Source organism: Nocardioides sp. 503, assembly GCF_004522095.1.
Taxonomy (GTDB): Bacteria; Actinomycetota; Actinomycetes; order Propionibacteriales; family Nocardioidaceae; genus Nocardioides.
Genome location: NZ_SPUI01000002.1, coordinates 1,127,347 through 1,150,315 on the forward strand (window position 1 = coordinate 1,127,347; position 22,969 = coordinate 1,150,315).

At 73.0% G+C, this 22,969-nt stretch carries 25 protein-coding genes and 1 tRNA gene; 11 read left to right on the forward strand and 15 right to left on the reverse strand.

The genetic code is table 11. The annotated features are described in order from the left end of the window. Nucleotides 1-49 precede the first annotated feature (49 nt). Nucleotides 50-691, reverse strand: a complete 642-nt coding sequence (locus E4622_RS06405) for a sulfotransferase family 2 domain-containing protein (protein WP_134739189.1) — start codon at nt 689-691, stop codon at nt 50-52. A 263-nt stretch (nt 692-954) separates the two neighbouring features. Beyond that, a complete protein-coding gene (gene def / locus E4622_RS06410; protein ID WP_134739190.1) occupies nt 955-1,548 on the reverse strand; it encodes a peptide deformylase in 594 nt (197 codons plus the stop codon). 107 nt (nt 1,549-1,655) lie between these two features. On the opposite strand from def, the gene E4622_RS06415 reads away from it, so the two are divergent. Beyond that, entirely contained in the window at nt 1,656-3,020 is a 1,365-nt protein-coding gene (locus E4622_RS06415; RefSeq protein WP_134739191.1) for an acyl-CoA dehydrogenase family protein, read from the forward strand. Beyond that, nucleotides 3,020-4,234 carry an acyl-CoA dehydrogenase family protein gene (locus E4622_RS06420; RefSeq protein ID WP_134739192.1) on the forward strand — a complete coding sequence of 405 codons (1,215 nt, stop codon included), beginning with the start codon at nt 3,020-3,022 and terminating at the stop codon, nt 4,232-4,234. The genes E4622_RS06415 and E4622_RS06420 overlap by 1 nt, the downstream gene beginning before the upstream one ends. Nucleotides 4,235-4,314: 80 nt before the next feature. Here E4622_RS06420 and E4622_RS23040 read toward each other — a convergent pair whose 3' ends face one another. The 3 genes from E4622_RS23040 to E4622_RS06435 form a co-directional block, all read right to left on the reverse strand. Further along, nucleotides 4,315-5,121: a hypothetical protein gene (locus tag E4622_RS23040; RefSeq protein ID WP_209021798.1), complete on the reverse strand. Its 807-nt coding sequence runs from the start codon at nt 5,119-5,121 to the stop codon at nt 4,315-4,317. Nucleotides 5,122-5,216: 95 nt separating this feature from the next. After that, nucleotides 5,217-5,576, reverse strand: coding sequence for a hypothetical protein (locus E4622_RS06430; protein ID WP_134739193.1), 360 nt, complete (start codon nt 5,574-5,576; stop codon nt 5,217-5,219). Between the two features lie 134 nt (nt 5,577-5,710). Continuing rightward, complete coding sequence (locus tag E4622_RS06435) at nt 5,711-5,998, reverse strand: YiaA/YiaB family inner membrane protein (protein WP_134739194.1); 288 nt, start codon at nt 5,996-5,998, stop codon at nt 5,711-5,713. A gap of 117 nt (nt 5,999-6,115) precedes the next feature. Between E4622_RS06435 and E4622_RS06440 the strand changes: the two genes are divergently transcribed. Continuing rightward, nucleotides 6,116-7,423 (forward strand): DUF2252 domain-containing protein, encoded by a 1,308-nt coding sequence (locus tag E4622_RS06440; protein WP_245155907.1) that lies wholly within the window; start codon nt 6,116-6,118, stop codon nt 7,421-7,423. A 13-nt stretch (nt 7,424-7,436) separates the two neighbouring features. Here the strand turns inward: E4622_RS06440 and galK are convergent, their stop codons facing one another. Then, nucleotides 7,437-8,531, reverse strand: coding sequence for a galactokinase (galK, locus tag E4622_RS06445; protein ID WP_134739195.1), 1,095 nt, complete (start codon nt 8,529-8,531; stop codon nt 7,437-7,439). Nucleotides 8,532-8,581: 50 nt separating this feature from the next. On the opposite strand from galK, the gene E4622_RS06450 reads away from it, so the two are divergent. Next, a complete protein-coding gene (locus tag E4622_RS06450; RefSeq protein WP_134739196.1) occupies nt 8,582-10,021 on the forward strand; it encodes a GuaB1 family IMP dehydrogenase-related protein in 1,440 nt (479 codons plus the stop codon). A 78-nt stretch (nt 10,022-10,099) separates the two neighbouring features. Here the strand turns inward: E4622_RS06450 and E4622_RS06455 are convergent, their stop codons facing one another. Further along, complete coding sequence (locus tag E4622_RS06455; protein WP_245155908.1) at nt 10,100-10,684, reverse strand: LysR family substrate-binding domain-containing protein; 585 nt, start codon at nt 10,682-10,684, stop codon at nt 10,100-10,102. 85 nt (nt 10,685-10,769) lie between these two features. Between E4622_RS06455 and E4622_RS06460 the strand changes: the two genes are divergently transcribed. Next, nucleotides 10,770-11,738 carry an NAD(P)H-binding protein gene (locus E4622_RS06460; RefSeq protein ID WP_134739198.1) on the forward strand — a complete coding sequence of 323 codons (969 nt, stop codon included), beginning with the start codon at nt 10,770-10,772 and terminating at the stop codon, nt 11,736-11,738. A 109-nt stretch (nt 11,739-11,847) separates the two neighbouring features. Here the strand turns inward: E4622_RS06460 and E4622_RS06465 are convergent, their stop codons facing one another. The 5 genes from E4622_RS06465 to E4622_RS06485 all read right to left on the reverse strand — a co-directional run bounded on the left by E4622_RS06465 (nt 11,848) and on the right by E4622_RS06485 (nt 15,727). After that, on the reverse strand, nt 11,848-12,627 hold the full coding sequence (locus tag E4622_RS06465) for an isocitrate lyase/phosphoenolpyruvate mutase family protein (RefSeq protein ID WP_134739199.1): 780 nt from the start codon (nt 12,625-12,627) through the stop codon (nt 11,848-11,850). Nucleotides 12,628-12,673: 46 nt separating this feature from the next. Beyond that, nucleotides 12,674-13,918, reverse strand: a complete 1,245-nt coding sequence (locus E4622_RS06470) for an MFS transporter (RefSeq protein WP_134739200.1) — start codon at nt 13,916-13,918, stop codon at nt 12,674-12,676. 120 nt (nt 13,919-14,038) lie between these two features. Further along, nucleotides 14,039-14,941, reverse strand: coding sequence for a universal stress protein (locus E4622_RS06475; RefSeq protein WP_134739201.1), 903 nt, complete (start codon nt 14,939-14,941; stop codon nt 14,039-14,041). Nucleotides 14,942-14,967: 26 nt separating this feature from the next. Beyond that, nucleotides 14,968-15,408 (reverse strand): pyridoxamine 5'-phosphate oxidase family protein, encoded by a 441-nt coding sequence (locus E4622_RS06480; protein ID WP_134739202.1) that lies wholly within the window; start codon nt 15,406-15,408, stop codon nt 14,968-14,970. A gap of 233 nt (nt 15,409-15,641) precedes the next feature. Next, nucleotides 15,642-15,727: transfer RNA gene (locus E4622_RS06485), tRNA-Leu, on the reverse strand. Nucleotides 15,728-15,803: 76 nt separating this feature from the next. Here E4622_RS06485 and E4622_RS06490 point away from each other — a divergent pair. Continuing rightward, complete coding sequence (locus E4622_RS06490; protein WP_134739203.1) at nt 15,804-17,138, forward strand: M20/M25/M40 family metallo-hydrolase; 1,335 nt, start codon at nt 15,804-15,806, stop codon at nt 17,136-17,138. Nucleotides 17,139-17,141: 3 nt separating this feature from the next. Next, nucleotides 17,142-17,540: a tetratricopeptide repeat protein gene (locus E4622_RS06495; protein ID WP_134739204.1), complete on the forward strand. Its 399-nt coding sequence runs from the start codon at nt 17,142-17,144 to the stop codon at nt 17,538-17,540. Between the two features lie 114 nt (nt 17,541-17,654). Here E4622_RS06495 and E4622_RS06500 read toward each other — a convergent pair whose 3' ends face one another. Both E4622_RS06500 and E4622_RS06505 read right to left on the reverse strand, forming a co-directional pair. After that, entirely contained in the window at nt 17,655-17,873 is a 219-nt protein-coding gene (locus tag E4622_RS06500) for a DUF5703 family protein (RefSeq protein ID WP_245155909.1), read from the reverse strand. Next, a complete protein-coding gene (locus tag E4622_RS06505) occupies nt 17,870-18,820 on the reverse strand; it encodes an aldo/keto reductase (protein WP_134739205.1) in 951 nt (316 codons plus the stop codon). The genes E4622_RS06500 and E4622_RS06505 overlap by 4 nt, the downstream gene beginning before the upstream one ends. A 72-nt stretch (nt 18,821-18,892) precedes the next feature. Between E4622_RS06505 and E4622_RS06510 the strand changes: the two genes are divergently transcribed. Further along, nucleotides 18,893-19,717 (forward strand): undecaprenyl-diphosphate phosphatase, encoded by an 825-nt coding sequence (locus E4622_RS06510; protein WP_134739206.1) that lies wholly within the window; start codon nt 18,893-18,895, stop codon nt 19,715-19,717. A gap of 96 nt (nt 19,718-19,813) precedes the next feature. Here E4622_RS06510 and corA read toward each other — a convergent pair whose 3' ends face one another. Further along, on the reverse strand, nt 19,814-20,794 hold the full coding sequence (gene corA / locus E4622_RS06515; RefSeq protein WP_134739207.1) for a magnesium/cobalt transporter CorA: 981 nt from the start codon (nt 20,792-20,794) through the stop codon (nt 19,814-19,816). Between the two features lie 32 nt (nt 20,795-20,826). Here corA and E4622_RS06520 point away from each other — a divergent pair, with 32 nt between their 5' ends. Genes E4622_RS06520 through E4622_RS06530 form a run of 3 tightly spaced genes read left to right on the forward strand, consistent with a single transcriptional unit; the run spans nt 20,827 to nt 22,950 of the window. Beyond that, a complete protein-coding gene (locus E4622_RS06520) occupies nt 20,827-21,546 on the forward strand; it encodes a histidine phosphatase family protein (RefSeq protein ID WP_134739208.1) in 720 nt (239 codons plus the stop codon). Between the two features lie 10 nt (nt 21,547-21,556). Next, nucleotides 21,557-22,141 carry a DUF3090 domain-containing protein gene (locus E4622_RS06525; RefSeq protein WP_134739209.1) on the forward strand — a complete coding sequence of 195 codons (585 nt, stop codon included), beginning with the start codon at nt 21,557-21,559 and terminating at the stop codon, nt 22,139-22,141. After that, on the forward strand, nt 22,138-22,950 hold the full coding sequence (locus E4622_RS06530) for an SCO1664 family protein (RefSeq protein ID WP_280633741.1): 813 nt from the start codon (nt 22,138-22,140) through the stop codon (nt 22,948-22,950). The genes E4622_RS06525 and E4622_RS06530 overlap by 4 nt, the downstream gene beginning before the upstream one ends. The last annotated feature ends 19 nt before the right edge of the window (nt 22,951-22,969 follow it).

Consider the following 22,969-nt stretch of genomic DNA (forward strand, 5'->3'; position numbering starts at 1 on the left):
CCGCAGGTGGTCGGGGCGACGCGCTGGGGCGCTCGACAAGTGTGTCCGGCTAGGCCGACGTGCCGGGGAGCGCGTAGCCGAGCTCCTCGTAGTCGCGCGCGTAAAACTCCGTGAGCCGTTCGAGGAGCGACGGCGACAGCTCCACGGCCGAGCTCGGCACGCCGGCCCGCTTGGAGCTGTGCATGGCGTGGGGGATCTTGGGGTCGAGGCCCAGCTGGAGCCGGGTGTTGAGGTCCGTCATGACCGCCTCCATGCCGTCCTCGAGGCGGTGCACGGTGACCCCCTCGAGCAGGAACTCGTGCTGCGGGCGCAGGTGGTTGTCGAAGATGTAGGGATTGGTGCGGTAGCGGGTGAACGCCCGGTCGGCCCAGGCCTCGACCGAGGCCGCGTCGGTGCGCGGGTCCTTGGTGTTGCGCATCAGGTACTCCGAGCGGAAGCGCGCCACCGGGTCGCGCACGATCATGAACCCGCCCGCGAGCCTCGAGACGTCGAGGAGCTCGCGCAGCAGGTCGGCCTGGTAGTGCTGCGGCGAGCACCGGCGCAGCGGGAACAGGTCGCCGCCGGTCGTGCGGGTCTCCAGGAAGTACGTCGTCCAGCCCGAGCGCTTGAAGATCCGCTCGATCGTGCTGCCCCCGGTCTTGGGGACGTGGACGAACAGGACGTTGCGTCCCTCGCGGCTGAAGATCGGCATCGGTCAGTGAGTCCTGGACGGGACCGGGCGGGCCTGCTGCAGCGGTGACACGGTGGTCCTCTCGTGGCGACGTGCTCGCGGTTTCGCGTGGCGCCAGAGCCTACAACGCGCGACCGGGCCCTCGTGAGCCGGTCGCCCGCCCTCTGATCCGCCCGCGCCGGTGCGTCCCCACCCCGTGCGGTTTGGTCACCAACCGCAGGTTCTCGGGCCCGAAACGTGCGGTTGGTGACCAAACCGCAGGGGTACGGGACCCGACGACGCCCTCAGGCCGGCCAGCCGACCGGGTAGTCCTCGGCGAGCTTGTCGTGCTGCTTCTGCAGGCGCTTGCGCAGCTTGGTGGGGAGCCGGTCGCCGAAGACGGTGCCGAGGGTGTGGTCGGTCTCGTGCTGGAGGCAGCGCGCGAGCATGCCGTCGCCGGAGAAGGTGACCGGGGACCCGTCGAGGCCGGTGCCGGTCACCGTGGCGGTGTCGGGGCGACCCAGCTCGACGAAGGCGCCCGGGAAGGACAGGCAGCCCTCGTCGGCCTCGTCGAGGAGCCGGTCGCGGCCCTCGGGCAGCGTGAGGACCGGGTTGCAGACCACGCCGACCGTGCGCTGGCCGGACTCGTCGTGGCAGTCGAAGACGAACATCGCGACGTTCTCGCCGATCTGGCACGCCGCCAGCCCGACGCCGTCGGCGGCGTACATGGTGGCGACCATGTCGGCGGCGAGGGCCGTCAGCGCGTCGTCGTACGCCGTCACGAGCGCCTGCGGGCGGTGCATGACGGGCGTGCCCCACCGGGTGATCGGCCGGACCGTGCCGCCGGTGGGCAGCGGGCCGTGGGGGGCGAGGGGCGCGGGGGAGGGCTGGTCGGGCACGGGAAGATCCTAGGACCGTGCCGAACGGGCGCCGGGGACGGGCCGACGTGACCCGGCCCACCCGAGCCGCTGTAGCCCGGAGTGTAACTCCGAGTTACATTATCTCCATGTCCCTCCTCCAGAGTCTGCGCCCCGGCGGGCGGCACGGTGTCCCCAGCACGGAGTCCCGCGACCCGATCGGCTACCTCGTCGCCGGGCTCAACCGGCTGGCGCAGAGCGACCTGCTCGACCGGGTCGGTCTGCGCAGGCCCGCCGAGCAGGCCGTCTTCACGGCCACGCGCAGTGGCTTCAAGACCATCACCGCCGCGAGCCGCACCTTCTCCGCCGCCGGCACGAAGGACCAGCAGGGCGTGCGCGTCGCGCCGGCGCGGACCAAGGGCGTCTTCGACCTCACTCCGACCGAGGACGAGCAGATGCTCGTGGACGTGGTGCGCGAGCTCGCCGAGGAGGTCGTCCGTCCCGCCGCGGCCAAGGCCGACGAGGCGTGCCTGGCGCCCGAGGCCGTGCTGGCGGCGAGCCTCGAGGTCGGGCTGCCCCTCCTGGGCGTGCCCGAGGCGCTGGGTGGGATCTCCGAGGAGCGCTCGGCCATGGCCGGCACCCTCGTGGCCGAGGCCCTCGCCCACGGCGACATGGGCCTCGCGGTCGCCGCGCTGGCGCCCGGCTCGGTGGCCACCGCGCTGGGGCTCTGGGGCACCGATGCCCAGCAGCAGACCTACCTGCCGGCGTTCACCGGCACCGACGTGCCGGCCGCCGCCCTGGCCCTCAACGAGCCGACGGTGCTCTTCGACGTGCTGGAGCCCGCGACCACCGCGACCCGCACCGCCGACGGCTTCGTCCTCGACGGCGTCAAGAGCCTGGTCCCGCAGGGCGCCCAGGCCGAGCTCTTCGTGGTCGGCGCCTCGCTCGAGGGGCGCCCCGTGCTCTTCCTGGTCGAGTCGTCCACGCCCGGGCTGCGGGTCGAGGCCGACCCCGGCATGGGCGTGCGCGCGGCGTCCCTGACCCGGCTGACTCTGAGTGGCGCCGCCGTCCCGGCCGACGCGGTCCTGGGCGACACCGACGGCACCGCCTACCTCGAGTGCGTGCGCCTCTCCCGGCTCGCGTGGTGCGCCCTGGCGGTCGGCACCGGCCAGGCCGTCCTCGACTACGTCACCCCCTACGTCAAGGAGCGTCACGCGTTCGGCGAGCCGATCGCCCACCGCCAGTCGGTGGCGTTCATGGTCGCCAACATCGCGATCGAGCTGCAGGCCATGCGCCTGGTGACCTACAAGGCTGCCTCGCGCGCCGCTGCCGGCAAGGACTTCGCCCGCGAGGTCGCGCTGGCCCGCAAGCTGTGTGCCGACAAGGGCATGCAGATCGGCCTCGACGGCGTCCAGCTGCTCGGCGGCCACGGCTTCGTCAAGGAACACCCCGTCGAGCGCTGGTACCGCGACCTCCGCGCGGTCGGCGTCATGGAAGGAAGCGTGCTGGTCTGATGCCCATCAACCTCGACGACCCGAAGAAGTTCCGTCCGCTGGTGGGCCAGGCCCACCAGGTCGCGATGAACATGCTGCGCCCCATCTCGCGCAAGTACGACCGCGCCGAGCACGAGTACCCCCACGAGCTCGACATGCTGGCCGCGATGATCGACGGCCTGGCCGAGTCCGGCGCCAGCGAGGGCGCGGGTGCCGCCGGCGTACGCCGCGAGGAGACCGAGGCCGACGCCTCGGTCAAGAACGGCACCAACCTCGCCTCGGTCATGTCCATCGCCGAGATGTGCTGGGGCGACGTGGGCCTGCTCCTCTCGATGCCCCGCCAGGGCCTGGGCAACTCCGCCATCGCCTCGGTGGCCGACGAGGAGCAGCAACAGCGCTTCGCGGGGGTCTGGGCCGGCATGGCGATCACCGAGCCCGGGGTCGGCTCCGACTCGGCCAACATCAAGACCACCGCCACCCTCGACGGCGACCACTACGTGCTCAACGGCGAGAAGATCTACGTCACCTCCGGCGACCGCGCCGACCACATCGTCGTGTGGGCCACGCTCGACCGGAGCCTGGGGCGCGCCGCGATCAAGTCCTTCGTGGTCCCCAAGGGCACTCCGGGCATGCGCGTCGACCGGCTCGAGCACAAGCTCGGGATCCGCGCCTCCGACACCGCGACGATCATCTTCGAGGACTGCCGGGTGCCGGCCGAGAACCTCCTCGGCTCCCCGGACGTCGACACCAAGCAGGGCTTCGCCGGCGCCATGGCGACCTTCGACAACACCCGACCGCTCGTCGCCGCCATGGCGGTGGGGTGCGCGCGGGCGTCGCTCGACCTCACCCGCGACCTGCTGGCCCAGGCGGGGGTGGCGGTCGACTACGACCGTCCCGCGCAGAACCAGTCGGCAGCGGCGTCCCGGCTCCTGCAGATGGAGGCCGACTGGGAGGCCGCCTACCTGCTGATGCTCCAGGCCGCCTGGCTGGCCGACAACCGGCAGCCCAACTCGCTCGAGGCGTCGATGGCCAAGGCGAAGGCGGGGCGGGTCGGCTCCGACATCACCCTCGGCTGCGTCGAGCTGGCTGGGTCCGTGGGCTACAGCGAGTCCGAGCTGCTCGAGAAGTGGGCGCGCGACTCCAAGATCCTCGACATCTTCGAGGGCACCCAGCAGATCCAGCAACTGATCGTCGCGCGGCGGGTGCTGGGCCTCTCGAGCGCCGAGTTGAAGTAGCGCTCGAGCCCCCTTGTACGACGAACGGCGGCGGACCCTGGGGGGGCCGCCGCCGTGCTGTCGTGCTCAGGAGCGAGGAGTCAGCTCGTCGACCTCTTCGCGACCGCGGACGCGATGTCGGCCGGCGTCACGTCGACGTGCTCGGTGTCCGCCCGGGCGTCGATGGTCGTCAGCGGTGCGTCGGAGCCGGGCGACGGCGTCGTCGCCGAGGAGGGGGACGGGGCCGGGGTAGCTGCGGCCTTCTTCGCCGGTGCCTTCTTCGGGGCCGGTGCCTTTTTGGCCGCGGCCTTCTTCGTCGGTGGCTTCTTCGCGGCGGGCTTCGTCTCGACGGGGGCCGGGTCCAGGCCCAGCTCCTCGGTGACGTTGACCGGCGTCGTGGGGTCGACGCTCACCTTCGTGGCCGGTGCCTTCTTCGTGGCCGGTGCCTTCTTCGCGGGGGCCTTCTTCGCCGCAGGCTGGCTCTGCGGCTTCTTCGCCGGCGCCTTCGTCCTGGCCGGCCCGGCGGGCGCCGCGGGGTCCTTCACGGGCAGCACGGCGGCGACGGACTTCTTGGCGGGCGTCGCCTTGGCGGGGGCCTTCTTGGCCGGTGCCTTGGTGGCGGCGGCCTTCTTGACCGGCGGGACGACCTGGGGCGCCAGGGCGTCGCCCTGGACCTTGCCGGAGGCGTGCGCGGAGTCCGTGGACGCCGGCGAGGCGGAGGGGGTGGGCTGCTTGCGACCGGGGAGCAGCGAGGTGACGGTGTCCGCGGCCTTGGCGGCGGCCGTGCCGGCGACCAGCTTGCCGAGGCCCACTCCACCCTTGGCGCTCTCGACGGTCAGGCTGGCAGCCTTCTGCGCGGTGCCGAGCGCGGCGTCCTTGATCGACTCGATCGGGTTCTTGCGGGCCACGGGAGGTCCTTTCGTCGGTGCAGCTCTCGTCGTTCTCAGTACCCATCCAACGACCGGCGACGCGTCAGGTCAGGGTGACCTTGCCCACCGCGGGGTCAGTCGTCGTCGGCCTTGCGCACCGGCAGCTTGGCGCCGGGGGCCGAGCGCTTCACGGGCTTGCGGGCGGCCGGCCGCTCCGCGGGCGGGTGCGGGGCGATGTTGCGGGCGACGGCCGACGGGGAGGGGGTGCCGGGCGTGGGTGAGGCCGTCGAGTCGGCGTGTGTCGGAGCCGGCGCCTCCGGTGCGCGTGCCGGCGGGGCGGCAGCGGCCGCGGGGCGGCGTCGCGTGGCGGCGGCGGCCTTCCCGACCGCCCGGGCGAGCAGCGGCCGGGCGGTGCGGGCGGCACGGGCTCCGATCGCGGTCCCGATGACGACGGCCCCCGAGGCGACGCTCCTGATCCGGTCGATGGCTGCCATGGACACTCCCTGTCGTCGTCGCGCGCGGGTCGTCGTCCGATTGAAGCAGGGTCGCGCAACGACTCGGGCGGGCGCGCCGTCCCGGGGGACGAGGCGCCCGCCCGAGTCGGCGGTGCTGAGTGTCGGAGCGGGCGTCAGGAGACGCTGCGGAAGGGGTCGTGCTCGGCGAGGATCTTGTCGACCCGGGCCTGGTCGAGGCGGGAGACGACGTACTGGTTCTCCTGCGAGTCGCGCACGCACTTGGCCAGCGTGAAGCAGGAGGTCGTCAGGAACATCGTGCCGAGCCCCAGGAAGGCACGGATCCACGGGTCGACCGGGAGGTAGAGGATCGCGAGGATCATGGTCAGCAGCGCGATGCCGAAGGAGATCGCGGCCTGCGCGAAGAAGGCGTTGGTGTTCTTGGCGGAGTTCGGAGTGCTCATGGCACCAGCCTCGCCGTCGTACGGCGGTCCGGGAGCGGCTCGCGTACCTGCTCACCGCTGAGTACCCGACCTCAGCCCTCCCGCGGGGGCGACCGTCGGCGTGGCAGGCTCTGCGGCGTGACGAGCGACGAGCGGGCCGAGCTGATCGTGTCCACCCTGACGGATGCCTTCGCGCCGCTGATGGCGGCCGACCCGGCGGCGTTCCGCGGCAAGTTCCGCACGATGTCCTCGGACCCCCACGCCTTCTACCGCGGCACGGCCTGCCTCTTCTACGCCGACGTCACCCGCGCCGAGGACCCCTTCGCCGACGAGCGCAGCGGCCGGATCTGGGTGCACGGCGACCTGCACGTGGAGAACTTCGGCACCTACCTCAACTCCGACGGCCGGCTCGTCTTCGACATCAACGACTTCGACGAGGCTTACCTGGGGCGCTTCACCTGGGACCTGCAGCGCTTCGCGGCGTCGCTGGCCCTGGTGGGCTGGCAGAAGGCCCTGCCCGAGGAGGACGTGCGGCGGCTGGTCGGGCGCTACCTGCGCGCCTACCTCTCGCAGGTGGACGAGTACCGCGAGAGCGAGGAGGACGACTTCGCCCTCCACCTCGACAACACCGAAGGCCCGATCCAGGAGGCGCTGGTGATGGCGCGCCACCAGCGCCGCGCGGAGCTGCTCGACCAGAGCACCGAGGAGGTCGACGGGATCCGTCTCTTCCGCGAGGGACGCGGCGTGCGGCGGCTGGGCAAGCGGGAGCGCGCGAAGGTGGTGGCGGCGTTCGAGGCCTACCTGGAGACGATCCCGGAGCGTCGGCGCTCCGACCGCGACCTGTTCTACGAGCTGCGCGACGTCGTCGGCCGGTCCGGCTTCGGGATCGGCAGCGCGGGGCTGCCGGCCTACAACGTGCTGGTCGAGGGCTACAGCCAGGCGCTGGACAACGACGTGGTGCTCTCGATGAAGCAGGCCAACGTGCCCGCGATCAGCCGCTTCGTCGACTCCTCGCAGGTGGAGCGCTACTTCGAGCACGAGGGCCACCGCACGGTCGTCAGCCAGCGGGCGCTGCAGGTTCACACCGACCCGATGCTGGGCTACACCGAGCTGGACGGGGTGGGCTACGTCGTCAGCGAGGTCTCGCCGTACGAGGTGGACCTGGACTGGACCCATCTCACCGAGCCCGACGAGATCGCGCGCGTGGTCGACCTGCTGGGGCGAGCCACCGCCAAGATCCACTGCGCCTCCGACGAGGACAGCGACCAGGACCTGGTGGACTTCCAGGTGGAGGACGCGATCGCGGCGAGCGTCGAGGGGCGCCGGCGCGAGCTCGTGCGATGGGTGACGGACTTCGCGATGGGCTACGCCGACCAGGTGCGCGAGGACCACGCGCTGTTCGTGCACGCCTTCCGCGAGGGTCGCATCGGCGTCACGGCGACCTGAGCCGCGCCGGCGCTCAGACCAGGTGGGCGGGGCCGCTCGGGCCGGCGTCGAGGTGGCGGGGCGCGGCGAAGCCCGCGGCCGCGAAGGCGGCGTCGACCGCACGCCGTACGGCCGAGGTGCGCTCGGTGGGCACCAGCGCGATGGCTGAGCCGCCGAACCCGCCGCCGGTCATGCGCGCGCCGACGGCGCCGGCCTCGATCGCGGTGGCGACGACGAGGTCGAGCTCGGGGCAGGACACCTCGTAGTCGTCGCGCAGCGAGACGTGGGAGGCGTCCATGAGCCCGCCCAGCGCCGCCCAGTCGGCCGCCTCGATGGCGGTGACGGCGTCGGTGACCCGGGCGTTCTCGGTGACGACGTGGCGGGCGCGGGCCTGGAGGCGCGGGTCGTCCAGGCGGTCGACGTCGGCGAGGGTCGCGCGGCGCAGCGAGGGCAGACCGAGCTGCTCGACGGCGGCCTCGCAGTCGGCGCGACGGGCGCCGTACCCGCCGTCGGTGAGGGTGTGCGAGACCTGCGTGTCCACCACGATGAGGGTCAGTCCGGCGTCGCCCCAGGGCAGGGCCACGTCGCGGGTCGAGCCGTCCTCGAAGTCGATCAGCAGCCCGGCGCCGGGCGCGGACAGCAGCACGGCGCTCTGGTCCAGCCCGCCGGTGGGGGCGCCCGCGACCTCGCTCTCGGCGCGACGGCAGGCGGCGACGAGCTCGTGGCGCAGCTCGTCGGTCAGCTCGCGCCCGACGAGGTCGGCCGCGGCCACCGCGACCGCGCACTCCAGGGCCGCCGAGCTCGACAGTCCCGCGCCGATTGGCACGGTGCTCTCGACCTCGAGGTCGACGCCGGGCAGCTCCCAGCCGGCCTCGCGCAGGGCCCACAGCACGCCGACGGCGTACGTCGCCCAGCCCTCGGCCTCACCGGGGCCGGTGGTGTCCAGCGTCCCCGACCACGGCTCGCCCTCGCCGCTGCTGCGGGCCGTGACCCGGTCGTCGTCGCGCGCCGTGGCGGTGACGGTGGTGGCGTAGGGGATGGTGAGGGGCAGGCACAGGCCGTCGTTGTAGTCGGTGTGCTCGCCGATGAGGTTGACCCGGCCGGGAGAGCGGCCCACGGACGTCGACATGGGCGGAAGCCTAGGCGGCGGTGGTGAGTGAGCGGCTCTAGGCTCCTCGGGTGCACTTCCTCCACGACGCCACTCCCGCGCACGACCTGACCTACGACGACGTCTTCATGGTGCCGCGCCACAGCGGCGTCGCGAGCCGCTACGACGTCGACCTCGCGACCGCCGACGGCACCGGCGCGACGGTCCCGCTGGTCGTGGCCAACATGACCGCCATCGCGGGCAAGCGCATGGCCGAGACGGTCGCGCGGCGCGGGGGGATCGTGGTGGTGCCGCAGGACATCCCCTTCCCGGTGGTCAAGGAGGTGGTCGCCGAGGTGAAGTCGCGCCACCTGGTCTTCGACACCCCGATCGAGCTCACCGAGCACCAGACGGTCGCCGAGGCGCTCTCGCTAATCCCCAAGCGCGCGCACCGCGCGGCCGTGGTCGTCGACGCCGAGGGGCGCCCGGTCGGCGTGGTCTCGGAGGCCGACTGCGCGGACGTCGACCGCTTCGCGCAGGTCGGTCAGGTCATGAACCCGCGCCCGGTGCTGATCCCGGACGACACCGACCCGCGGGCGGCGTTCGACGCCATCGACGCGGCCCGGACCGCCGTGGCCGTGGCCGTGCGGCCGGACGGTCGCCTCGCCGGCGTCCTCACCCGCACCGGCGCGCTGCGTGCCACGCTGTACGCGCCGGCGGTCGATGCCTCCGGTGGGCTGCGGGTCGCGGCCGCCGTGGGGGTCAACGGCGACGTGGCGGAGCGCGCCGCCGAGCTCCTCGAGGCCGGCGTCGACTGCCTGGTCGTCGACACCGCCCACGGGCACCAGGACCGGATGCTCGACGCGCTGCGCGCCGTCCGCGCCCTCGACCCGGGCGTGCCGGTGGCCGCGGGCAACGTGGTCTCCGCGGAGGGGACGCGCGCCCTGATCGAGGCGGGCGCCGACATCGTCAAGGTCGGCGTCGGCCCCGGCGCCATGTGCACGACGCGCATGATGACCGGCGTGGGGCGCCCGCAGTTCTCCGCCGTCCTGGAGTGCGCGGCCGCTGCCCGTGAGCTGGGGCGCCACGTGTGGGCCGACGGCGGGGTGCGCCACCCGCGCGACGTCGCGCTGGCGCTCGCGGCCGGGGCGTCGTCGGTGATGATCGGGTCGTGGTTCGCGGGCACCCACGAGTCGCCCGGCGATCTGCTCGAGGACTCCCAGGGCCGCGCCTACAAGACGTCGTTCGGCATGGCCTCCGCGCGCGCCGTCGCCAACCGGACGTCGGCGGAGTCGGCCTACGACCGCGCCCGCAAGGGTCTCTACGAGGAGGGCATCTCGTCCTCGCGCATGTACCTCGACCCGGCCCGCCCCGGCGTCGAGGACCTCATCGACGAGATCTGCTCCGGCGTGCGCTCGGCCTGCACCTACGCCGGCGCCTCCACCCTCGCCGAGCTGCACGACCGCGCCGTCGTCGGTGTGCAGTCGGCCGCCGGGTTCCACGAGGGGCGGCCGCTCGCCACGTCGTGGTGACCCCTGCGGTTTGGTCACCAACCGCAGGTCCTCGGCCCTCGGACGTGCGGTCTGTGACCAAACCGCAGGTCTGAGGGACTAGCGGGAGGACCGCTCGGTGCGTCCGCGGACGATGCCGATGAACGTCTGGACGCGCTCGTCCTCGTTGTCGACCAGCCAGGCGAGGCCGACCTTGGTGTCCGGCAGGTCGGTGACCGGTCGCGTCACCACGTCCTTGCGCTGGTGCAGCCGGGCGACCGACATCGGCACGAGCAGGACCCCGGTCCCGGAGGCGACGACCTCGACGGCGTCCTTGATGCTCATCTCCGGCCAGGCGAGCTGCTCGGCCGACGGCGTCCAGCCGGAGTCGTGGGGGAGGACCAGCTGCTCCTCGCTCAGGTCGTCCAGGGTGACCTCGTCGGCGGCCGCGACGAGGTGCTCCAGCCCGGCCACGACGACCGGCACCTCGTCGTACAGCGGGATGCAGTGCACCGCGTCCCGGTCGATCGGCAGTCGCACGAGCGCCATGTCGAGCGAGCCGTCGCGCAGGCCGGTCTCCTGCTCGTCCTGGGTGACCGGGACCAGCTCGAGCGGGGTGCGCGGGTAGCGGGTGCGCCACACACGGGCCCACTTGTCCGGGGTCGCACCGGTGACGAAACCGACACGGAAGGGGCGAGTGTCCACCGCCCGAGTATGGGGTAGTGGGCGGCACTGGCTAGCGTCGAGGTCGAGCCGGAGCCACGGCGAGACGTAGGGGAGAGGGACACGCATGCGGGTGCTCGTGACCGGAGCGACGGGCTACGTCGGGTCGCGGCTGGTGGCCTCGCTCCTCGCGGAGGGCCACGCCGTGGTCGCCGCCGCCCGTGACCTGACCGCCCTGGACCGCTTCGCGTGGTCCGACTCGGTCGAGCGCCGGCACTTCGACGTCGAGGACACCGTCTCGGTCCACCTGGCCGTGCGCGACATGGACGCGGTCGTCTATCTCGTGCACTCCATGGCCTCGGGGGAGTTCCTCAAGCGCGACCGCGAGGCGGCGGAGTACGTCGCCGACGCCTGCGACTACGCCGGGGTCTCCCGCATCGTCTACCTCTCCGGGCTGGTGCCTCCCGGTCACCTGTCCGACCACCTGCGCTCGCGCCTGGAGGTGGAGGACATCCTGCTCGCCAGCGACGTCCCGACAACCGTGCTGCGGGCCGCCATGGTGATCGGCGCCGGCTCGACGTCCTTCGAGCTCATGCGTCGCGTGAGCGAGCGCCTGCCGCTCACCCCGGTGCCGGTGTGGATGCTGCGCGACATCCAGCCGGTCGCGGTCGAGGACGTGGTCCACCTGATCGCCCGGGCGCTCGACGGCGAGCCGCGCAACCGCGCCTACGACGTCGGCGGCGACGAGGTGCTGACCTACCGCGAGCTGCTCGAGCGCTTCGCGCACCTCGCCGGGCTGACGCGCCAGCAGGTGCTGGTGCCGGTGGCGCCCGAGTGGGCGGTCGGCGAGGCCGTCGCCCTGGTGTCCGGGCTACCCCGCTCGACGGTCCGCGCGCTGGTGCGCAGCCTCGCCCACGACATGGTCTGCACCGAGGACGACGTACGCCGTGACCTCGCCCCCGGCCACCGGTTCCTGTCCGTCGACGAGGCGATCACCCGCGCGCTGGCCGGCCAGACCCACGCCACCGAGCTCGACGGCGACATCCAGGGCCAGGCCACCAGCGACCCCGACTGGGTCGGCACCACCCTCGCCTGACGTCCGCTCTCCGGGCTCGTCACCCCTGCGGTTTGGTCACCAACCGCACGTTCGAGAGCCCCGGACGTGCGGTCTGTGACCAAACCGCAGGGCCTGGGACCCGACGAGCTCAGTTGAGGATGCGCATGTCCTCGGGGACGCCACCGCCGTCGCGGACGGCCTCGACGAGCTTGGCGAGCGCGGTGAGGGCGACGTTCTGCGACATGGGCCCGTAGGAGACACGGGCGACGCCGAGCTCCTCGAGCCGCGCCAGCGCAGGAACGCCGGGGATGCCGATGAGCGTGAGCCGCTGCGGGCCGAGGGCGTCGACGAGCGCGACGACCTGCTCCTCGGACAGCCGGCCCGGGACGAAGACCACGGGCGCTCCGGCGTCCAGGAAGGCGCGCCCGCGCTCGATCGCGTCGGCGAGCACCTCGGCGGGGTCGCGGTCGCCGGCCTTGACGAAGGCGTCGGTGCGGGCGTTGAGGACGAAGTCGGGCACGCCCTCGGCGGCCGCGGCGGCCATCACGGCCTCCACCTGGGCGGCGGCCTCGGCGAGCGGCTTCATCTGGTCCTCGAGGTTGGCGCCGACGACGCCCACGCCGATCGCCTTGCGGATCGTCTCCGGCGCGTCGCCGTAGCCGCCCTCGAGGTCTGCCGAGACCGGCAGCGAGGTCGCCGCGACGATCCGGGCCACCTCGGCGACCATCTCGTCGACGGGGATGTTCTCGCCGTCCTCGTAGCCGCGCGAGGCGGCGATGGAGTGGCTGGCCGTGGCCAGCGCGGTGGTGCCCTCGATGTCGGTCACGACCTTGGCGGTGATCACGTCCCAGACGTTGACCACGGTGAGGAGGCGGGGGTCGGTGTGGAGGCGGAGGAGGTCGGTGGCGCGCTGCGCGATGTCGGTCACGCCCCCATCCTGCACCCCCGGCGGTCACCTCGCACGGGCCAGGACCTCAGGCGACGCTGCGGATCCGCGTCACCAGCAGCGAGCCCACGACCGTCACCGCCGCGGCGACCGTGTAGAGCGTCGCGTAGCCCAGGTCGAGACCGAGGATCAGCGCCGCCACCCCTGGCGCGACGACCTGGGGGAGGGCGTTGGCGATGTTGATGACGCCGAGGTCCTTGGCGCGGTCGCCGGCCGAGGGCAGGACCTGGCTGATCATCGCGAAGTCCACCGAGCTGTAGATCCCGAACCCGACGCCCAGCACCATCGCCCCCACCCACGCCCCGGTCATCGTCGGCACGGCCGCCAGCACCAGCAGCGCCGCGGCGATGACCAGCCCGGAGGCGATGACGAACGGCTTGCGGCGCCCGACCCGGTCAGACCAGACCCCGCCCACCACGGCGGTGAGCACCGTCAGGACGCCGTACGCCGCGGTGAGCTGGAAGACCCGCGACTCGGCCTGGTCCTCGGTGAGCCCGACGGCGTCGTCGAGGTAGTAGAGCAGGTAGAGCACGACCAGCGAGTTGCCCAGGTTCACCAGGAAGCGCGTGAGCCATGCCCACGCGAAGTCGGGGTGGCGACGCGGTGACACCCAGAACGACCGCACGAACGGCCCCAGCGCGAACGGCGGCCGCTCCTGGGCCTGCAGCGGTACGTCGCGGCTGTGCAGCACGTACGGCGTGGCGGTGAGCAGCAGCAGCCCCGCGCTGGTGAGGTAGCCGGCCGCGATGCTGCCCGTGGCGGCCGCGATCCCGGACCCCGCGATCACCCCGACCGTCTGCGCCAGCGCCAGCCAGCCGCCGATCGTGCCGCGCTCGCGGACCGGAACCTGGTCGGGGATGGTCGCGGTGAGGGCGGCGAGCATGGCGTTGAGCGACGCCTGCGCCAGGCACCACCCCAGCAGCATCTGCCACAGCGTGTCGGCGGGCGCCAGCACGAGCATCGACACCGCGCCGGTGATCGCGCCGCCCACCACCCACGGCACGCGTCGGCCGATCCGCAGCAGCGTGCGGTCCGACAGCGCACCCCACAGCGGGTTGAAGACCAGGCTGACGGCCGCGCCGGCGCCGGTGACCAAGGCGAGCACCGACTCCTTCTCGGCCTCGTTGACCAGCTCGGCCTGCTGGGCCAGGAGCACCTGGATGGGGCCGAAGAAGCCCGCCCACACCCCGATGCTGGCCAGGGAGAGCCACAGCACCCAGATCCGGGGCACCGCGTCGGTGGGCTCGGCGAGCGCCGAGCGGGTGGTGGTCATCGCCCGCATCGTAGGAGCGCCGGGACGAACGCGTGGCCGATCCGGTCACCGCACCGGCAGTGGTCCAGCCCGCCCACGACCCGGTGACCGACACCGCCCGGGCGATCGGGTCGCGTCAGGTCAGCCCGGCTGCCCCACGACCGCCACGGAGCACCGGCCGGCCTCGACCACCTGCGGCGCGACCGAGCCGTAGACCAGCTTGCCGAGCCGCGGCCGGGGCCGATGCCCGAGGACGACGAGGTCCGCGTGACGGGTGGCGTCCAGGACCGCCGTGTCGACGAAGCCCCGCGTGAGCCGCGGGTGCACCGCCACGCTCGGGTGCGCCGCCCGGTGCGCGGCGAGCGCCCAGCCGAGCCGCTCACGGAGCTCGTCGTGCCCCGGCTCGTCGTCGGGCACGTCGACCGCACCACGGGAGACGTCGTCGGGGTCCCAGAAGCAGTGCATGGCCGTCAGCGGGAGGCCGCGGGACCCGGCCACCCGGAAGGCCAGGTCGAGCACGGGCGCGTCGTCCCCGTCGAGGGCAAGCGCCACGACCACGCCGCCCGGCGAGCGGGGCTCATCGAGGGGGCGGACGACGACCACCGGCCCAGGGGCGTGCTTGGTGAGCGCGAGGCTCACCGAGCCCAGCAGCAGGCTGCGCACCGGACCCATCCCGCGGGAGCCGACGACCAGCAGCCGGTCCTCGCCGGCGAGCTCCAGGAGGGCCTCCCGGGGATCGGCCACCCGGGCCACCCGGTCGACCACGAGCCCGTCGTGAGCGGCGCAGACGCGGGCAGCGGCCCCGTCTAGCAGTGCTGCGGCATCCGACAGGACCTCCTCGCGCAGGCGCGACGTGTCGACGCCCAGGGAGCCCAGCGAGGCGACCGCGCCGGCGCCCAGGGGCGGGGCGGCGTGCACGAGGGCGAGCGGTCGCCCCTCGAGCGCGGCCTGCTCCGCCGCCCAGTCGAGAGCCGCCGCCGCGGGCGGTGAGCCGTCCAGCCCGACGACGATCGCGTCGCGGGGGATCTGCCTGGCGTCGTTCATGGAGCTCTCCTCAGGTCGCTGTGCGGTCAGGGGGTCCGTGCGGTGAGCCGGCGGCCGGTGACGCGGTGCACGGTCAGGCGCACAAGGGCACCGCGGTTCCCCGGGGCCCACGTGTCCAGCAGGCGCACCGCCTCGGGAACGTCGAGGGTGTCGACGGGCTCGCCGACGCCGGCGACGACCACGCTCCAGCCGCTGCGGCGCCCGGTGTCCACGTGGTCGGCCTCGACGGCCAGGCGTGCGCCACCTCGGCAGTGGCCGACGAGCCGCGAGTACGGCGACGTGCGCAGCCACACCGCCTCCTCGACCACGGCGAGGTTGACCGGCACGACGTCGGGTCCGTCCGGTCCGCACCACGCCACGCGACCGACCTCCACCTGCTCGAGCAGGCCCCAGCACTGGTCCGGTGTGAGGTCGGCCAGCCGTGCGGGGCCGGAGCCCGGTGTGCGCTCGATGTCCGTGTCGTCCATGCCGGCCACCTCCTCGTCCCCGCCAGCCTCGCGCGGCAGGGCGCTGCGCGGCAGGGGCTCGGGTCACGGGGGCCGGGACCTTGGTCCCGGGAGGACAGCGGACGGCCCCCGCACTGGCGAGAGTGCGAGGGCCGTCCGGCAACGACCCTAGCGCCCGCGGACCGGCGGCTCGCACCGGCGTGCGCGCGGGGCCGAAATGAAGAAAAGACCCCGTGGAGCCGGGGCCTTTCCAGTGTCCGAGGGGGGACTTGAACCCCCACGCCCTAATACGGGCACTAGCACCTCAAGCTAGCGCGTCTGCCAATTCCGCCACCCGGACGAGTGCGGTGGAACAGTAGCAAAGGCAGCGCCCCCGCCCCGCATCGGGAGGCACCTGGCAGTGCTTTGATGGGGCCATGAGCACCGATGCCGACAGCACGCCCTACGACCCCTCCGGGGAGGTCGTCGAGCTGTGCCGTGAGCTGATCCGGATCGACACGAGCAACTACGGCGAGGATGAGGGCCCGGGGGAGCGCAAGGCGGCCGAGTACGTCGCCACGCTGCTCGACGAGGTCGGCATCGAGTCCCGCCTCTACGAGTCGACTCCCGGACGCACCTCCGTGGTCGCCCACTGGGGAGGCCCGGCCGACGGCAGCGTCCCGGACCGCGGCGCCCTGCTCCTGCACGCCCACCTCGACGTGGTGCCCGCGGCCGCCGAGGACTGGCAGGTCCACCCCTTCGCCGGCGAGGTGCAGGACGGCTACGTGTGGGGTCGCGGCGCGGTCGACATGAAGGACTTCGACGCGATGCTGCTCTCCGTCGTACGGGCGCGCGCCCGGGCCGGCGCCGTCCCGGAGCGGCCCGTCGTCCTTGCCTTCACCGCCGACGAGGAGGCCGGTGGCCACCACGGGGCGCAGGTGCTGGTGGAGCAGCACGCCGAGGAGTTCGACGGCGTCACCGAGGCGGTCGGCGAGGTGGGCGGCTTCTCGACCACCATCCGCGGCCAGCGGCTCTACCTCATCGAGGCCGCCGAGAAGGGCATGGCCTGGATGCGGCTGACCGCCCGAGGACGCGCCGGCCACGGCTCGATGATCAACCGCGAGAACGCCGTCACCGACCTCGCCGCCGCCGTCGCGCGCATCGGCGCCTACGAGTGGCCCGTGCGGCTGACCCCGACGATGCAGACGCTCCTCGCGGCCGTCGCCGAGCTGGTCGGCACCGAGGCCACGCCCGACAACGCGGAGAGTCTGATCGAGGAGTTCGGCAGCGCCGCGCGGATGCTGGGCGCGGTCATCCGCAACACCACGAACCCGACGATGCTGGGCGCGGGCTACAAGGTCAACGTCATCCCGACCGAGGCCACCGGGCACGTCGACGGGCGCTTCCTGCCGGGCTACGAGGACGAGTTCTTCGCGACGCTCGCGGAGCTGTGCGGCGAGCACGTGTCGATCGAGTACGTCTCCAAGCAGCAGCCGTGGGAGATGCCCTACGAGGGCGCGATCGTCGACACGATGACCCGCGCACTGCTCGCGGAGGACCCGGACGCCATCGTGGCGCCGTACCTGATGAGCGGCGGCACCGACGCCAAGCACTTCAACAAGCTGGGGATGACCTCCTACGGCTTCGCGCCGCTGCGGCTGCCCGCCGAGCTCGACTTCACCGCGCTCTTCCACGGCGTCGACGAGCGGGTGCCGGTGGACGCGCTGGAGTTCGGGGCGCGGGTGTTCGACCGCTTCCTCGGCGAGGCCTGAGGCGTGAGCGAGACACCCTGGGAGCACCTGTTCGTCGAGGCGGTCGGCGCCAACGAGGCCGGCGACCCCGAGCGGGCGTTCCGCGGCTTCCTGACCGTGCTCGCCCTCGACGAGGTGCCCGGCTACGCCAAGTCGCTCGCCAGCACGAACATCGCGACGATGCACCTGCGCTCGCAGCGCGTCGACGAGGCGCTGGAGTGGTACGAGCGCGCCGTGGACTTCGACCCCGAGGGGGAGTCGGCGGCGGTCGCGCTCGGCGCCAAGGGCATGTCGCTGCACCGCTTGGAGCGCCTCGACGACGCGATCGCGACGTTCGAGCGGATGCTCGGCCTGCCCGTGCTCCCCGAGCCGCAGCGCCTCGCCGCCGAGCAGCAGCTGCGCGTGCTCCGGGGCGAGGGCTAGCGGCGCCGCTGCGGGCGCCGTAGCCCTGCGGTTTGGTCACAGACCGCAGGTTTCGAGGCCGCGGACGTGCGGTTGGTGACCAAACCGCAGGGGTTCGGGGGGCGCGCGGCGGGATCAGGCGGTACGGACCGCGCGGATGATCTTGCGGCGCAGGATGACCCGGCGGGTGCCGTCGGGGGTCATCCGGACCCGGTCGAGCTCCCAGCCGCCGTGCTCGGCGCGCTCGACGAGCAGCTTCGTGACGACGTTGCGGGGGAACTCCTTCGGGAACGTCACCCGGTCGAACTCCCACTCCACCCCGCGGCCCGGCGCGCGGCGCTCCTGGCGGCTCACGCCGGCTCCGACACGTCGTCGAGGGCGGCGATGATCTCGGGCGGGAGCTCCTTGTCCTCGAGGGCGAGCGCTCCGCGGAGCTGGGCGGCGGTGCGCGCGCCGACGATGGGGGAGGTCACGCCCGCGCGGTCGCGCACCCACACCAGCGACACCTCCAGCGGGGTCCAGCCCAGGCCCTCCGCGGCGCGGGCCACCGCCTCCACGATGCGGCCGCTGCGCTCGTCGAGGTAGGCGCCGACGAACTGCGAGAAGACGGGAGAGGCGCCCCGGGAGTCCGAAGGCGTCCCGGTGCGGTACTTGCCGGTCAGCACGCCGCGCCCCAGCGGCGACCACGGCAGGACGCCGAGCCCCAGGGCGGCGGCGGCCGGCAGCACCTCGCGCTCGACTCCGCGGTTGAGCAGGGAGTACTCGACCTGCGTCGACGCCAGCACGGCCCGTCCGGGCACGGCGCGCTGCCAGGTGGCGGCCTGCGCGGTCTGCCATCCGGAGTAGTTGGAGATCCCGACGTACGACGTTCGCCCCGAGCTCACCGCGTGGTCGAGCGCCGTGAGCGTCTCCTCGAGCGGGGTCTCGTCGGACCAGATGTGGACCTGCCACAGGTCGACGTGGTCGACGCCGAGCCGCTTCAGCGAGGCGTCCAGGGCGGTCAGGAGGTGGCCGCGCGCGGTGTTGGTGACGCGCTCGCCGGACCGACGCGAGATGCCGGCCTTGGTCGCCAGCACGATCTCGTCGCGCGCGACGACGTCCCCGATCAAGGAGCCGACCAGCGACTCGGAGTCGCCGTCGGTGTAGCCGGCGGCGGTGTCGACCAGGGTCCCGCCCGCCTCGGCGAACGCGATCAGCTGGTCGCGGGCCTCGTGCTCGTCGGTGTCGCGCCCCCAGGTCATCGTGCCGAGACCCAGGCGTGAGACCCGGAGACCGGTGTGGCCCACTGACCGCTGCTTCATGGCCACAAAACTAGTGGGCGCACCCAGGGGGCGGCGCGGCGGCTCGCCCGGGTGGGCCTAGGCTTCCTGCTCGTGTGGGACTACCTCCAGGCCGTCGTGCTGGGCATCATCCAGGGCCTCACGGAGTTCCTCCCGATCTCCAGCAGCGCCCACCTGCGGATCTTCCCCGAGCTGTTCGGGTGGGGCGACCCGGGGGCGGCGTTCACCGCGGTCATCCAGATCGGCACCGAGCTCGCGGTGCTCATCTACTTCCGCCACGACATCTGGCGGATCGCGTCCATGTGGACCAGGTCGCTGTTCCGGGCGGAGTACCGCGGCCACCTCGACGCGCGCATGGGCTGGTTCATCATCATCGGCTCGCTGCCCATCGTCGTCCTGGGCGTGCTGCTCAAGGACGTGATCGAGCGGGACTTCCGCAACCTGTGGATCATCGGCACGACGCTCATCGTGCTCGGCATCGTCCTGGGCATCGCCGACCGCGTGGGTGGCACGTCCAAGCAGATCAGGGAGATCACGCTGCGCGACGCCGTGCTCATGGGCGCCGCGCAGGCGATGGCGCTGGTCCCCGGCGTCTCCCGGTCGGGCGCGACGCTGTCCATGGGCCGCTTCCTGGGCTACGACCGCGAGGCCGCGACCCGCTACGCCTTCCTGCTGGCCATCCCCGCCGTCGTCGGCGCCGGGCTCTTCGAGCTCAAGGAGATCCCACACGGCGACAACACCTACGGCTGGGGTCCGACCCTCGTGGCCACCGTGGTGTCGTTCGCGGTCGGGTACGCCGCCATCGCGTGGCTGCTGCGCTACGTCAGCACCCGCTCCTACACCCCGTTCGTGCTCTACCGCGTCGCCCTCGGCGCCGCGGTCCTGATCCTCCTCGGCGCCGGCGTCCTCAGCGCCTGAGCGCGGCCGCTCTGTGGCGTCGAAGGACCTGCGGTTTGGTCACAAACCGCAGCTTCGCGGCCCTCTGACGTGCGGTTGGTGACCAAACCGCAGGGGTCAGAGCCAGCCGGACCGCTTGAAGAACACCCACAGCACCAGCGACGACAGCGCCATCAGGGCGAGCGCGAACGGGTAGCCGAAGGCCCAGTGCAGCTCGGGCATGTGGTCGAAGTTCATGCCGTAGACGCCGGCGATCATCGTGGGGGCCGCGACCAGGCCGACGCCGGCGGAGATCTTGCGCATGTCCTCGTTCTGCTGGACCGAGATCCGGGCGAGGTGGGCCTCGAAGGCGGTCGAGAGCAGCGAGTCGAGGTTGTCGATGATCTCCGAGGCGCGCACGAGGTGGTCGGCGACGTCGCGGAAGAACGGCGCGGCCTGCTCGTCGATGCCGCTGACCACCCCGGAGGCGAAGCGGCGCATCGGCTCGCGCAGGGGGAGCACCGCGCGGCGTACCTCGGCGATCTCCCGCTTGAGCGTGTAGATCCGGACTGAGTCGTTGGTGCGGGCGGGGGAGAAGACCGACTCCTCCACCTCGTCGACGTCCTCCTCCAGCGAGCTCACCACGTCGGTGTAGGCGTCGACGACGGAGTCGCAGACGGCGTAGACGACGGCGGAGGGGCCGTGGGTGAGGACCTTCTCGCGCTGCTCGAGGTACTGCCGCGCCGAGTGCAGCTCCCCACCGTGACCGTGGCGGACCGTGATCACGAAGTCGGCGCCGACGAACATGCTGATCTCGCCGGTCTCGACCGCGTCTTCCTCGTCGACGTACCAGAGGGTCTTCAGGATGAGGAAGAGGCAGTCGTCGTAGCGCTCCAGCTTGGGCCGCTGGTGTGCCTTGACGGCATCCTCCACCGCGAGCGGGTGCAGCCCGAACGCCGCCGCGACGCGCTCCAGCTCGTGCTCGTCGGGCTGGTGCAGCCCGACCCAGACGAAGTCCCCCCGCTTCTGCGCCTGGGCCCGCAAGGTGGCGTAGTCCTGTGGCCGGCAGTCGACGGGGATCCGCACACCTTCGCGGTACACCGCGCTGTCGACGATCACGGGCTCACGGTAGCCCCACTACAGTCCCCGACATGGCAACAGTGATCCTCGTCCGCCACGGCCGGACGAGCGCCAACGCGAGCGGCACCCTCGCCGGACGGACCCCGGGCGTCAGGCTCGACGACACCGGCACCGAGCAGGCCCGGCGTACGGCGGAGCGGCTCGCCGTCGTGCCGCTCGCCGGGGTGGTGACCAGCCCGCTCGAGCGCTGCCGGCAGACGGCCAAGATCATCACCGGCGCGCACCCCGCGGCACCGCCCACCGTCTCGGAGCGCGGCATCACCGAGTGCGACTACGGCGAGTGGCAGGGCCGGCCGCTCAAGGACCTGGCCAAGGAGAAGCTGTGGTCGGTCGTGCAGACCCAGCCCTCGGCCGCCGCCTTCCCCGGCGGGGAGTCGCTGCAGGCCATGCAGGCCCGCTCGGTGGCCGCCGTACGCCGCCACGACGCCGCGATCGAGGCGGAGCACGGGCCCGGAGCGGTGTGGGTCGCGGTGAGCCACGGCGACATCATCAAGTCGGTCCTGGCCGACGCGCTCGGCATGCACCTGGACCTGTTCCAGCGGCTGTTCGTGGACCCGGCGTCGGTGTCGATCGTGCGCTACACCGGGACCCGCCCCTACGTGATGGCCTCCAACACCCACGCCGGCGACCTGTCCTGGCTGGCCGCCCCGCCGCCCAAGAAGGCGCGTCGGCGCAAGGCCGCCGAGGACGCGCCCGTCGGCGGCGGCGCCGGGCCTTCGGTCCGGTCATAGGGTGGTCGGCATGCCACCGATCATCCACGGCTTCGACCCGCCCGAGCGCTTCGTCGCGGGCACCGTCGGACCTCCGGGGTCGCGGACCTTCTTCCTCCAGGCCCGCACGGGCGTGCGCGTGACGAGCGTCTCCCTGGAGAAGCAGCAGGTCGCGGCGCTCGCCGAGCGCGTCGACGAGCTTCTCGACGAGGTGATGTCGAGCGACCAGACCGAGGGAGTCATCCCCGCCGTGGCGCCGCTGGGCCTCGAGGACCCGCACCCGCTGGAGCAGCCGATCGAGGAGGAGTTCCGCGCCGGCACGATGACCCTGTCCTGGGACCCCTCCGACCAGCGGGTCGTGATCGAGGTGTTCCCGTTCACCGAGGCCGCCGTCGTCACCCCCGACCAGCTCGAGGAGGATGTCGACTTCGAGGAGCCCGAGCCCGACGAGGTGTTCCTGGTCCGCCTCGACGCGGGGCACGCACGGGCGTTCGTGAAGCGCGCCGCGCAGGTGCTGGACGCCGGGCGCCCCAGCTGCCCCTTCTGCGGCAACCCCATCGACCCCGACGGCCACCTGTGCGTCCGAGCCAACGGCTTCCGCCGGCGGGACCCGTGACCCACCACCCCGTGCCCGAGCCCGCCGAAGCCGCGGAGCCCGGTCGCGGACCGGTCGTCGAGCCCGAGGGCGAGCTGACCCTGCAGGGACGCATCATGCCGGCCTCCAACGCGACCTTCCTCGGGGAGATCGACGGGGTCAGCGTGGTCTACAAGCCCGTCGCCGGGGAGCGGCCGCTGTGGGACTTCCCCGACGGAGACCTCGCCGGGCGTGAGGTCGCGGCGTACCTCGTCTCCGAGGTCACCGGCTGGGACGTCGTCCCGCACACGTGGCTGCGAGACGGCCCCCACGGGGTCGGCATGTGCCAGCTGTGGCAGGAGCCCGACGAGGAGCAGGAGGCCGTGACGCTCGTGGCCGAGGGCGACGTGCCGCCGGGCTGGCGGCACGTCTTCGACGGCCTCGACGGGCGCGACCAGGCCGTCTCCCTGATCCACGAGGACACCGAGCAGCTGCGCCGGATGGCCGTCTTCGACGTCGTCGTCAACAACGCCGACCGCAAGGGCGGGCACGTCCTGGCCATGTCCGACGGGCACCGCTACGGCGTCGACCACGGCATCGCCTTCCACCACGAGCACAAGCTGCGCACGGTCCTGTGGGGCTGGCAGGGCGAGCCGCTGACCGACGACGAGGAGCAGACCGTGCGCCGGATCCGGGCCAGCCTGGCCGACGGCCTGGCCGACCGGCTGGCCCAGCACCTGACGGACCTCGAGATCGAGGCGCTGGACCGTCGGTGCCGCCGGCTGCTGGGCACCGGGCGGCTGCCCCGCTCCGGCAACGACTGGCCCTCCATCCCGTGGCCGCCCTTCTGAGGGCCGGCCACTAGGCTGA

What these genes read in the sequence shown, in the direction of transcription:
- E4622_RS06435 (WP_134739194.1), bottom strand. Translation starts at nt 5,998, where the DNA reads ATGAGCACTCCGAACTCCGCCAAGAACACCAACGCCTTCTTCGCGCAG.
- galK (WP_134739195.1), bottom strand. Translation starts at nt 8,531, where the DNA reads ATGTCGACGTCCGTGGGCCGCTCTCCCGGCCGGGTCAACCTCATCGGC.
- E4622_RS06415 (WP_134739191.1), top strand. Translation starts at nt 1,656, where the DNA reads ATGTCCCTCCTCCAGAGTCTGCGCCCCGGCGGGCGGCACGGTGTCCCC.
- E4622_RS06520 (WP_134739208.1), top strand. Translation starts at nt 20,827, where the DNA reads ATGGCAACAGTGATCCTCGTCCGCCACGGCCGGACGAGCGCCAACGCG.
- E4622_RS06405 (WP_134739189.1), bottom strand. Translation starts at nt 691, where the DNA reads ATGCCGATCTTCAGCCGCGAGGGACGCAACGTCCTGTTCGTCCACGTC.
- E4622_RS06505 (WP_134739205.1), bottom strand. Translation starts at nt 18,820, where the DNA reads ATGAAGCAGCGGTCAGTGGGCCACACCGGTCTCCGGGTCTCACGCCTG.
- E4622_RS06470 (WP_134739200.1), bottom strand. Translation starts at nt 13,918, where the DNA reads ATGACCACCACCCGCTCGGCGCTCGCCGAGCCCACCGACGCGGTGCCC.
- E4622_RS06430 (WP_134739193.1), bottom strand. Translation starts at nt 5,576, where the DNA reads ATGGCAGCCATCGACCGGATCAGGAGCGTCGCCTCGGGGGCCGTCGTC.
- E4622_RS06490 (WP_134739203.1), top strand. Translation starts at nt 15,804, where the DNA reads ATGAGCACCGATGCCGACAGCACGCCCTACGACCCCTCCGGGGAGGTC.
- E4622_RS06480 (WP_134739202.1), bottom strand. Translation starts at nt 15,408, where the DNA reads ATGGACGACACGGACATCGAGCGCACACCGGGCTCCGGCCCCGCACGG.
- E4622_RS06420 (WP_134739192.1), top strand. Translation starts at nt 3,020, where the DNA reads ATGCCCATCAACCTCGACGACCCGAAGAAGTTCCGTCCGCTGGTGGGC.
- E4622_RS06460 (WP_134739198.1), top strand. Translation starts at nt 10,770, where the DNA reads ATGCGGGTGCTCGTGACCGGAGCGACGGGCTACGTCGGGTCGCGGCTG.
- E4622_RS06475 (WP_134739201.1), bottom strand. Translation starts at nt 14,941, where the DNA reads ATGAACGACGCCAGGCAGATCCCCCGCGACGCGATCGTCGTCGGGCTG.
- E4622_RS06525 (WP_134739209.1), top strand. Translation starts at nt 21,557, where the DNA reads ATGCCACCGATCATCCACGGCTTCGACCCGCCCGAGCGCTTCGTCGCG.